Origin of the sequence: Streptomyces sp. NPDC001093 (assembly GCF_040298985.1) — a bacterium.
Lineage (GTDB): Bacteria > Actinomycetota > Actinomycetes > Streptomycetales > Streptomycetaceae > Streptomyces.
Genome location: NZ_JBEPBF010000229.1, coordinates 1 through 8,044, shown reverse-complemented (window position 1 = coordinate 8,044; position 8,044 = coordinate 1). Strand labels below are relative to the sequence as shown.

Sequence of the window (8,044 nt, the reverse complement as noted above, 5' to 3'; positions counted from 1 at the left end):
CCGCCTCGACCGGCCCGGCCCGGCCCGCGCCCCGGTCACCCACCGCGCCCCCCGGCCGCGCATCGTGCCCCGCTCCGTCTGGCTGGGCGCCGCCGGGCGCGTCCAGCCGCCGCCGCGCTACGACGACAAGGTGGTCGCCGTCTTCCTGCACCACACCGACTCGCCGGGCGACTACAACTGCGCCGACGCGCCGGAGATCATCCGCCGCCTCTACGCTGGCCAGACCGGCGTCCGGAACTGGGACGACATCGGCTACAACTTCATCGTCGACCGCTGCGGCACCATCTACGAAGGCCGCGCCGGAGGCACCGACCGGGCCGTCACCGGCGCCCACACCCAGGGCTTCAACCACCGCACCGCCGGCATCGCCGCCCTCGGCACCTTCACCGCCGGCGTCCCCGTGCCCCGGGCCATGACCGACGCGATCGCCGCCCTGGCCGCCTGGAAACTCGGCCTCGCCGGCATCGACCCGCGCGCGAGCGTCCGCCTGGTCTCCAGCAACAGCCTCAGCCGCTACAAGGCCGGCACCACCGCCACCCTGCCCGCCCTGGCCGGACACGAGGCCGGATTCATGACCAGCTGCCCCGGCGCCGCCCTCAGCGCCCGCCTTCCCGCGATCAGGGAGAAGGCCGCGCGCCTGCAGGGCCGGACCGCCACGGCGCGGCTCACAGCCATCCCTTAGGCACCACGCAGCCCGCTCCGAGCCCCGCGCCCTACGGTCGTGCCCATCACCAGCCGACTGGAGGTGGGGATCATGAACAGCAGTCGTGTCCATGCGAAGTCCACGGCCGAGAGCACCGCCGGGAGCACGGCCGGGACCACGGAGCGGGCGCGGGGGACCTGGACCGCGCGCGGCCCCTGGGCGGTTCTCTGCGCGGTCGCGACCGTCGTCCTCGGCCCGGCCGCGGCCACCGCGTCCGCCCTCGACCAGGCCAACGCCGCGCCGCTGCACCACGCGGTGCGGGCCGACCAGGCCCAGGCCCACCTGCAAGCCGACAGCACCCGCAGGCGCACGGCCGGCTGAGCCGGGGCGGGCTACTGCCGGAAGCGGTCCCACAGCCGGGGGAAGCGGGTGGCGAGCGCCCGCTCGTTCTCGAAGTCCACCGGCGAGCCCTCCGGTTCGGCGGGCGCCGGGGCGATGCCCAGGTCGGGCGCGACGGTGCCGGTCAGCTGCTCATAGGCCTCGTCCGCCGCGTAGCCCAGTTCCTCGCCGTCGCCGTCGATCTCCTCGTCGAACTCCTCCAGCAACTCCGCCAGCGAGTCGGGATCGTGCAGGGCGCCCTCGTAGACCTCCCGGCCCTGGCCGATCAGCCAGCAGCGGAAGAAGTCGAACGCGTCGTCGCTGGCCCCGTCCAGCAGCACCCAGGCCGCGCCCCACAGGTCCCAGCGGTAGGAGCGGTTGTAACGCGCCTCGAAGTGACGGGCGAAGTCCAGAATCAACTCGGGATCCAGCTGGAGCAGCCGGTCCACGAGCACGTCGGCCTGTTCCTCGGGGTCACCCTCCGCGGCCTCGCGGGCGGCGTCGATCAGCTCCCAGAACTCCGTCTCGTCCATCACGCCACCAGCATCGGGCCTCCACCGGTGGGGCGCACGCGGAGTACGCCGGAGTGCGGCGGATCGTTATCCGGCGTCCGATCCGGCGTTCGTACGGCCCCGGGGGCGCGGACCGCCGTACAGCGCGGCCAGTCGTGCCGCGTCCCGGGCGAACCGCTCCCGCAGGCCCTCCGGGGCCAGCACCTCCGCCTCCGCACCGAGCGCCGTCAGCTGTGTGTGCGCCACCTCCTCGGACTCCACCGGCAGCGTCACCGTGACCCAGCCGGCCCCGTCCGGCTCGGGCGGCCCGCTCATCGCCTCGCGCGCCGCCGGCGGATCGACGGCGTACCGCAGCATCCGCACCCCCTCCGGGGACAGCCGTACGACGACCTCGGCGCGCAGGATCGAGCGCGCGAACCGCTCGGCCTGCTCGGCCCAGTGGCCGGGCAGATCGAAGTCCGGATCACGGGAGAAGCGTTCCTGCAGGGGTTCCACGGCGCCGAACCGGTCGATCCGGTAGGTCCGGAAGGAGCCGGCGTCGGCGACCCGCGCGCACAGGTACCAGACGCCCGCCTTGAGCACGAGCCCGTACGGCTCCAGCACCCGCTCCACCTCGCTCTCCCCGCGCCGGTAGCGGGCGATGACGCGGCGGTCGTCCCACACCGCCTGCGCGACCGCCGGCAGCAGCGCGGGCGTCTCCGGCTCCCGGAACCAGGCCGGCGCGTCCAGATGGAACCGCTGGGCGGCGCTGTCCGGGGCGTCCCGCAGTGAGGGCAGCAGCGCCGCGGACACCTTCAGCCGGGCCGCGGAAGCGGCGTCCTCCAGCCCCATCTCCCGCAGCGCCCCCGGCACCCCGCTCAGGAACAGCGCCTCCGCCTCGCTCCTGGCCAGCCCCGTCAGCCGCGTCCGGTATCCGCCGACCAGCCGGTAGCCGCCGGCCCGGCCCCGGTCCGCGTACACCGGCACGCCCGCCTCCGACAGCGCCTGCGCGTCCCGGGTGACCGTCCGCTCCGACACCTCCAGCTCCCGGGCGAGTTCGGCGGCGGTCATGGACGGCCGGGACTGCAGCAGGAGCACCATCTTGATGAGCCGGGCCGCACGCATGGCGCCAGCCTGCCACGAAGCCCGCCGGCCCGGCGGTGGACTCCTACGCTGGAGGCAGGCCGCCGCGGCGGGCCGGGAAGGTCACCCTCCTCCGCCCGCCGCGACGGCGCACACCGGCCGACTTACAGCCCGTACTTCTCCCGGGCCTCCTTGACCGCCGTGGCCTTCACCTCGCCGCGCCTGGCGAGCTGGGCCAGGGCCGCGACGACGATCGACTCGGCGTCGACGCCGAAGTGGCGGCGGGCGGCCTCACGGGTGTCCGACAGACCGAAGCCGTCGGCGCCCAGCGAGGACCAGTCCTGCTCGACCCACTGCGCGATCTGGTCCGGGACCTGGCGCATGTAGTCGGAGACGGCCAGCACCGGGCCCTCGGCGCCCTGCAGCGCCTGGCGGACGTACGGCACCCGCTCCTCGCCGCGCAGGAGGGCGGCGTCCGCCTCCATCGCGTCGCGGCGCAGCTCGGACCAGGAGGTCGCCGACCAGACGTCGGCCGCGACACCCCACTCCTCGGCGAGCAGCTTCTGGGCCTGAAGGGTCCAGTGGATCGCCGTACCGGAGCCCAGCAGCTGGATGCGCGGGGCGTTGGCGGCCGGGGACAGGCCCGCCGACTCCGCCGTGTTGAAGCGGTACAGGCCCTTGACGATGCCCTCGTCGATGCCGAGGCCGGCCGGCTTGGCGGGCTGCGGCAGCGGCTCGTTGTAGACCGTCAGGTAGTAGAAGACGTTCTGGTCCTCGCCCGGCTTGGCCTCGCCGTACATCCGGCGCAGACCCTCGCGGACGATCACCGCGATCTCGTAGGCGAACGCGGGGTCGTACGTCAGCGCGGCCGGGTTGGTCGCGGCGATGACCGGGGAGTGGCCGTCGGCGTGCTGCAGGCCCTCGCCCGTCAGGGTCGTACGGCCGGCGGTCGCGCCGACGAGGAAGCCGCGGCCGAGCTGGTCGCCGAGCTGCCACATCTGGTCGGCGGTGCGCTGCCAGCCGAACATCGAGTAGAAGATGTAGAAGGGGATCATCGCCTCGCCGTGCGTCGCGTACGCGGTGGACGCGGCGATGAAGTCGGCCATCGAACCGGCCTCGGTGATCCCCTCGTTGAGGATCTGGCCGTTCTTGGCCTCCTTGTAGTACATCAGCTGGTCGCGGTCGACCGGCTCGTACGTCTGGCCCTTGGGGGAGTAGATGCCCAGGGACGGGAACAGGCTCTCCATGCCGAAGGTGCGCGCCTCGTCGGGGACGATCGGCACCCAGCGCCTGCCCGTCTCCTTGTCGCGGACCAGGTCCTTGACCAGGCGGACGAAGGCCATGGTGGTGGCCACGTTCTGCGAGCCGGAGCCCTTGTCGAAGGAGGCGAAGGCCTTCTCGGCCGGGGCGGGCAGCGGGGCCAGCGCGTGCGTGCGGCGGGCCGGGGCCGGGCCGCCGAGGGCCGCGCGGCGCTCCTGGAGGTAGCGGACCTCGGGGGAGTCGGCGCCCGGGTGGCCGTAGGGCACCTGGCCGTCGGTGAAGTCGCTGTCCTTGATCGGCAGGCCGAGCAGGTCGCGCATGGTCTTGAACTCGTCCACCGTCAGCTTCTTCATCTGGTGGTTGGCGTTCTTCGACGCGAAGCCCTCGCCCAGGGTGTGGCCCTTGACCGTCTGGGCCAGGATCACGGTCGGCGCGCCCTTGTGCTCGACGGCGGCCCTGTACGCGGCGTAGACCTTGCGGGCCTCGTGACCGCCGCGCGAGAGGTGGAAGCACTCGAGGATCTTGTCGTCGCTCAGCAGCTTCGCCATCTCCGCCAGCGCCGGGTCCTTGCCGAAGAAGTCGGCGCGGATGTAGGCGGCGTCGCGGGTCTGGTACGTCTGGATCTGCGCGTCCGGTACCTCGCGCAGGCGGCGTACCAGCGCGCCCGTGGTGTCCAGGGCGAACAGCTCGTCCCAGGCGGTGCCCCACAGGGTCTTGACGACGTTCCAGCCGGCGCCGCGGAACTGGGCCTCCAGCTCCTGCACGATCTTGAAGTTGGCGCGGACCGGGCCGTCGAGGCGCTGCAGGTTGCAGTTGATGACGAAGGTGAGGTTGTCCAGCTCCTCACGGGCGGCGAGCGCGAGAGCCGCGGTCGACTCGGGCTCGTCCATCTCACCGTCGCCCAGGAAGGCCCAGACGTGGGAGGCGGAGACGTCCTTGATGCCGCGGTTGGTGAGGTAGCGGTTGAAGCGCGCCTGATAGATCGCGGAGAGCGGGCCGAGGCCCATCGACACCGTCGGGAACTCCCACAGCCAGGGCAGGCGGCGCGGGTGCGGGTACGACGGCAGGCCGTTGCCGCCGGCCTCCTGGCGGAAGTTGTCCAGGTGCGCCTCGTTCAGGCGGCCGTCGAGGAAGGCGCGGGCGTAGATGCCGGGGGAGGCGTGGCCCTGGATGTACAGCTGGTCGCCGGAGCCGTCGCCCTCCTTGCCCTTGAAGAAGTGGTTGAAGCCGGTCTCGTACAGCCAGGCGGCGGAGGCGAAGGTGGCGATGTGCCCGCCGACGCCGTACTTGCTGCCGCGGGTCACCATCGCGGCCGCGTTCCAGCGGTTCCACGCGGTGATCCGGGCCTCCATCTCCGGGTCGCCGGGCAGGCCCGGCTCGGCGGAAGTGGGGATGGTGTTGACGTAGTCCGTCTCGAGGAGCTTCGGCAGCGCGATGCCGCCCGCCTCGGCGCGCTCCAGCGTGCGCCGCATCAGGTACGCGGCGCGGTGCGGCCCGGCCTCCCTGGCGACGGCGTCGAGGGAGGCCTGCCATTCGGCGGTCTCCTCCGGGTCGCGGTCGGGGAGCTGGTCGAGCGCGCTCGGCTGGATGGCGTTGGGGTCGGTCATGTCGCCGCCTTCCTCAGTCGAAGGGGGTTCCCTCATCGGTAAGGGTTCGGGGGTGCCCTAGGTCTTTGGCAGGACAGGGCTAGGACTTCGGTGGAAGTCCGTCGGCGACTGTAACTCGCTGATCGATGATCGATCAAAGGGTTGAGGTCGAAAACCTCTTGATTTGGAGAAAGTCGGCACGCGGTGCCTTCGCCTATGGCACCCGGTGACGCTGAATCGCCTTGTTTTCGCAGGTGGGGCGGCGTCTGAGCGGGGGCCCGCTCGACTGAATCAAGCGCGGGGCGCGCAGCCCAGCACGTGCGCCTTCACGATCTCCGCGATGCGCGGATCCCGGCGCTTGAAGGCGGCCACCAGTTCCTCGTGCTCCTCCGCGTACGACTGCTGGACCGTGCCCAGCCAGCGGATGGACAGCGCCGTGAAGACCTCGATGCCCAGGCCCTCCCAGGTGTGCAGCAGAACCGAGTTGTGCGCGGCGCGCACCAGCTCGCGGTGGAAGCCGACCGTGTGGCGGACCTGGGCGGTGCCGTCGGCGTCGCGGTCGGCCTCGTACAGGGCCAGGACATGCGGCTCCAGGGCCGAGCAGTCCTCGGCGAGGCGGTCGGCCGCCAGCTCCGCCGCGATGGCCTCCAGGCCGGCCCGGACGGGGTAGCTCTCCTCCAGGTCGGCCGCGGACAGGTTCCGCACGCGGACGCCCTTGTTCGGCGCGGACTCGATCAGACGGAGGGTCTCCAGCTCGCGCAGTGCCTCACGCACCGGTGTCTGGCTGACCTCCAGCTCGGTGGCGATCCGCCGCTCCACGATCCGCTCACCCGGCTGCCAGCGCCCGCTGACGATCCCCTCCACGATGTGCTCGCGGATCTGTTCGCGCAGCGAGTGGACGACGGGCGCGGTCATTGAGGGCTCCTTCGGGAGGGCTGACGTTTAGACAATACGGTGGGTTCGCTCCGTGGGTAGGGCACGTGGGCGTGCTTTGGTGCAGGTGAGACGAGGCGCACACGGTGAGCGGGGTGCATGAGGGCTCGGTGCGCCGTGCCGTCGGGCTGGTGCGGGTGGTCCGGTGGCGCCCAGGAGACGGCGCGCCGTCCGCCGATCCCGCACCTGTCGCCGGGACCCGCCCCTCCTCGACGCTGCGGCCGGCGATCTCCGAGGAGTCCGCGTCCCAGCCGGTGCCGGGCCACTTGATGTCGTCGACCGGGCCGTACGCGGGCGCCTTGTCCACGACGACCGGGGGCGCCTCCGGGGACGTCAGGGGCCCTTGCAACGTGCGCGGCCCGCCAGTCGGCCTCGGGGTACTTGTGGCTTGTGTCCGTCGGGCGGACGGCAGCCAGTACGCCGTCGGCGTCGCCGGGCTGGGCATGGAGGCCGGGGCCCCGGACCGGCTCGCCGTGAGCGGCCGGCTCGCGCTGGTGGCGGCCACACCTCTCCCCGCGTGGCCCCGCTCGTAACGAGCAGCGCCCCCGCCCGGAGAAGGACTCCGGACGGGGGCGCTGCCGAACCGCCGTGGGGCTCCCGAGCCTTACAGGCCGAGCTCGACCTCGAACTCGCCCGCCTCGAGGATCGCCTTGACCGCCGTCAGGTAACGGGCCGCGTCGGCGCCGTCGACCAGGCGGTGGTCGTAGGAGAGCGTCAGGTAGGTCATGTCGCGGACGCCGATGACCGTGCCCTCCTCGGTCTCGATGACGGCCGGACGCTTGACCGTGGCACCGATGCCGAGGATCGCGACCTGGCCCGGCGGCACGATGATCGTGTCGAACAGCGCGCCGCGCGAACCGGTGTTGGAGATGGTGAAGGTCGCGCCGGACAGCTCGTCCGGGGTGATCTTGTTGGCGCGGACCTTGCCGGCCAGCTCCGCCGTGGCCTTGGCGATGCCCGCGATGTTGAGGTCGCCGGCGTGCTTGATGACCGGGGTCATCAGGCCCTTCTCGGAGTCCACCGCGATACCGATGTTCTCGGAGTCGAAGTAGGTGATCGTGCCCTCGGACTCGTTGATCCTGGCGTTGATGACCGGGTGGGCCTTCAGCGCCTGGGCCGCCGCCTTCACGAAGAACGGCATCGGGGAGAGCTTGACGCCCTCGCGCGCGGCGAAGGAGTCCTTGGCCTGGGCGCGCAGCCGCATCAGGCGGGTGACGTCGACCTCGACGACCGACGACAGCTGGGCCTGCTCGTGCAGCGCCTTGACCATGTTGTCGCCGATGACCTTGCGGATGCGCGGCATCTTGACGGTCTGGCCGCGCAGCGGGGAGACCTCCAGCGCCGGGGCCTTCTTCGCGGCGGCGGCGGCCGGAGCGGCGGCGGCCGGAGCCGGAGCGGCCGCGGCGGCCTTCGCGGCCTCGGCGGCGGCGATGACGTCCTGCTTGCGGATGCGGCCGCCGACGCCGGTGCCCTTGACGGTGGCCAGGTCGACGCCGTTCTCGGCGGCGAGCTTGCGCACCAGCGGGGTCACGTACGCGCCCTCGTCCGTCGCCTGGGTGGCGGTCGGGGAGGTCGGCGCGGTGGCCGGGGTCAGCGGAGACGGGGCGGGCGCCGGTGCGGCCGGTGCGGCCGGGGCAGCGGCGGCGGGCGCCGGAGCCGGGGCGGCGGGG

8 protein-coding genes are annotated in these 8,044 nt (G+C 72.7%); 3 read left to right on the top strand and 5 right to left on the bottom strand.

The annotated features are described in order from the left end of the window. Both ABT288_RS48550 and ABT288_RS48545 read left to right on the top strand, forming a co-directional pair. A partial coding sequence (locus tag ABT288_RS48550; protein WP_351623111.1) for a peptidoglycan recognition protein family protein occupies positions 1-682 on the top strand: 682 nt, incomplete at its 5' end. 72 nt (positions 683-754) lie between these two features. Continuing rightward, positions 755-1,024, top strand: a complete 270-nt coding sequence (locus ABT288_RS48545) for a hypothetical protein (protein ID WP_351623108.1) — start codon at positions 755-757, stop codon at positions 1,022-1,024. Positions 1,025-1,035: 11 nt separating this feature from the next. Here the strand turns inward: ABT288_RS48545 and ABT288_RS48540 are convergent, their stop codons facing one another. The 4 genes from ABT288_RS48540 to ABT288_RS48525 form a co-directional block, all read right to left on the bottom strand. Next, positions 1,036-1,554, bottom strand: coding sequence for a DUF4240 domain-containing protein (locus tag ABT288_RS48540; protein ID WP_351623113.1), 519 nt, complete (start codon positions 1,552-1,554; stop codon positions 1,036-1,038). 66 nt (positions 1,555-1,620) lie between these two features. After that, on the bottom strand, positions 1,621-2,637 hold the full coding sequence (locus ABT288_RS48535) for a helix-turn-helix transcriptional regulator (protein WP_351623105.1): 1,017 nt from the start codon (positions 2,635-2,637) through the stop codon (positions 1,621-1,623). Positions 2,638-2,759: 122 nt separating this feature from the next. Beyond that, on the bottom strand, positions 2,760-5,462 hold the full coding sequence (aceE, locus tag ABT288_RS48530) for a pyruvate dehydrogenase (acetyl-transferring), homodimeric type (protein WP_351623103.1): 2,703 nt from the start codon (positions 5,460-5,462) through the stop codon (positions 2,760-2,762). Positions 5,463-5,732: 270 nt separating this feature from the next. Beyond that, the gene (locus tag ABT288_RS48525) at positions 5,733-6,356 is read right to left on the bottom strand and encodes a GntR family transcriptional regulator (protein ID WP_351623101.1); all 624 of its coding nucleotides are present in this window, start codon (positions 6,354-6,356) and stop codon (positions 5,733-5,735) included. A gap of 104 nt (positions 6,357-6,460) precedes the next feature. Here ABT288_RS48525 and ABT288_RS48520 point away from each other — a divergent pair, with 104 nt between their 5' ends. Continuing rightward, positions 6,461-6,907 (top strand): hypothetical protein, encoded by a 447-nt coding sequence (locus tag ABT288_RS48520; protein WP_351623099.1) that lies wholly within the window; start codon positions 6,461-6,463, stop codon positions 6,905-6,907. A gap of 71 nt (positions 6,908-6,978) precedes the next feature. Here the strand turns inward: ABT288_RS48520 and sucB are convergent. Continuing rightward, positions 6,979-8,044, bottom strand: a 1,066-nt coding sequence (gene sucB, locus ABT288_RS48515; protein WP_351623097.1) for a 2-oxoglutarate dehydrogenase, E2 component, dihydrolipoamide succinyltransferase, incomplete at its 5' end; no start/stop codon positions are given.